Here is a 1,952-nt window from a genome sequence, read left to right on the forward strand (position 1 = left end):
TACACATAATTTCTGATACAGTGCACGTATGGGCGATTAGCTCAGTTGGTAGAGCGCAACATTGACGTTGTTGATGCCAGAGGTTCGAGTCCTCTATCGCCCACCTATACTTGGAGGCTCAACCTCCAAATCTATTTATGGTACTATAAAGTTGTGTCTGGTGTAATTAAGTGGATTCTTATTTCAATTGTAACGATTGGCCTTACTGCAGGCATTGCTTTTTTTATACTTGTTCGCCCATCACTTGATGATTTGCATCTTGAAGGTCTTCAAAAATTTATAACATATCTACAAAGCCTTTCTTTTACTCCGGCAATTGGTCCAGAACCAGGACATATTATTTTATTTGCAAAAAGTACTGCCGATTTCCTTTCTGCAGTTTCACTTAAAGGTGTTGATATTTCTATCAATCATGTTGAGCTTGAAAAACAAGATGGCTCTTGGATAGCAGCAGCGACAAGTTCAAAAAATATACAACTATTGCAACATACCGATAAAGATATCGGTATTCCACTCTCAGATATCATTATTCCAGCAGATACGTACATTGGCATTCGTTTTTCATTTGGTACAACAACTGTTTTGACAACTGCAAGTACTACCCTTACGGCTTCAATGCCATCACAGGTTTTTGAAATACCAATTCATGCCACCGTCCCAAGTAATGGAGTTTCTACCGTCACACTAAGTGTTTTGCCAAAAGAATCTATTTTTAAAAATAAAAATACGTATACCTTTGCTCCATTTGCTGTCCTCGAAAGCCGAACGGATGCACAGGTATTTACTTCATCCGATTTAAAAATTGTGGCAGCATTTAATACAGGGACACTTCAAGAACTTGTTCAAGCTCAAATGTATGGCAATGGCCAAACACAAGGGGTACATCTTGCTCTTGCTGCAGAACGGCCTCCGGTTATCAAGAAATCTTCAAGCACGTATTCGACCGGTTCAGGACAAAACTCATCACATACTACAGGCAATACACAAAATAATTTGATATATTCAATAGGAACTCCTACGCGTCCAGTTTCACCACCACAACAATCAGTAATTCCAACTGCACAACCACTCCCTCAACCGAGCAATCCTCTTTCAAATACATCTCAACCTCCAGTTTTTGATTATCAATCGAGTCAAAATGTTCACGTTGGACAATTATTGACGTTGATAGTACATGCTACAAGTCCGACAGGACAAGCACTTACCTATGGTATTGGAGATATTCCTGGTGATGCCGATTTTGATCCTGATGCACAACTATTTACCTGGATTCCAGATACTGCTGGTACCTATCCTGCCGTATTTACTGCTACCGATGGAGTTAATACCATTAGCCAGACTATCATTATAGTTGTTACAGATCCACATGCTGTAAATAATCCTCTGCAACCTCCAGTCACTCCACCTGTTACTCCCCCGACTCAACCACTGCCTCCTGTCCAACCACCAACGAATAATCCACCAGGAGCAATTGGTACTACATTTAATGTGAAAAACTATGGCGCAAAAGGTGATGGCACTACCGATGATATTAATTCTATTAATAAAGCTATTGCCGATCTTGTTGCTGCAAAGGGAGGAACATTATATTTTCCACAAGGAATATATCGCATTAGCTCTACAGTAGAAATTGATTATTTATCTAACTTTAAAGTTATCGGCACTTCAGCCACATTAAAACAAGTCGATGGACCTTATACGAATTATTACACCATTAGTAATATGTATTTAAGATCTGACTCAAATTTTACAATTCAAGGACTCACATTTGATGGTGATAGTCAAAATAGAGTACGTGGAGAATTTGCAGGCAATACACTTATGATTCGAGGTGATTCAAATTTTACAATTACTGGTAACAATTTTATAAATAGTATTTGTGATGACATTATAATGTATGCCGACAAACCAGGTGATGATTCAACAGCAGTTCATGAAGGAATAGTAAGCAA

At 38.6% G+C, this 1,952-nt stretch carries 1 protein-coding gene and 1 tRNA gene; both read left to right on the plus strand.

Annotated elements, in window-relative coordinates:
- The first annotated feature begins 30 nt into the window (after positions 1-30).
- Positions 31-103: transfer RNA gene (locus VGT41_06465), tRNA-Val, on the plus strand.
- A gap of 50 nt (positions 104-153) precedes the next feature.
- Positions 154-1,952, plus strand: a 1,799-nt coding sequence (locus VGT41_06470) for a glycosyl hydrolase family 28-related protein (protein ID HEV2601905.1), incomplete at its 3' end; no start/stop codon positions are given.

The sequence above is a fragment of the Candidatus Babeliales bacterium genome (genome assembly GCA_035944115.1).
In the GTDB taxonomy this organism is placed as follows: domain Bacteria; phylum Babelota; class Babeliae; order Babelales; family Vermiphilaceae; genus DASZBJ01.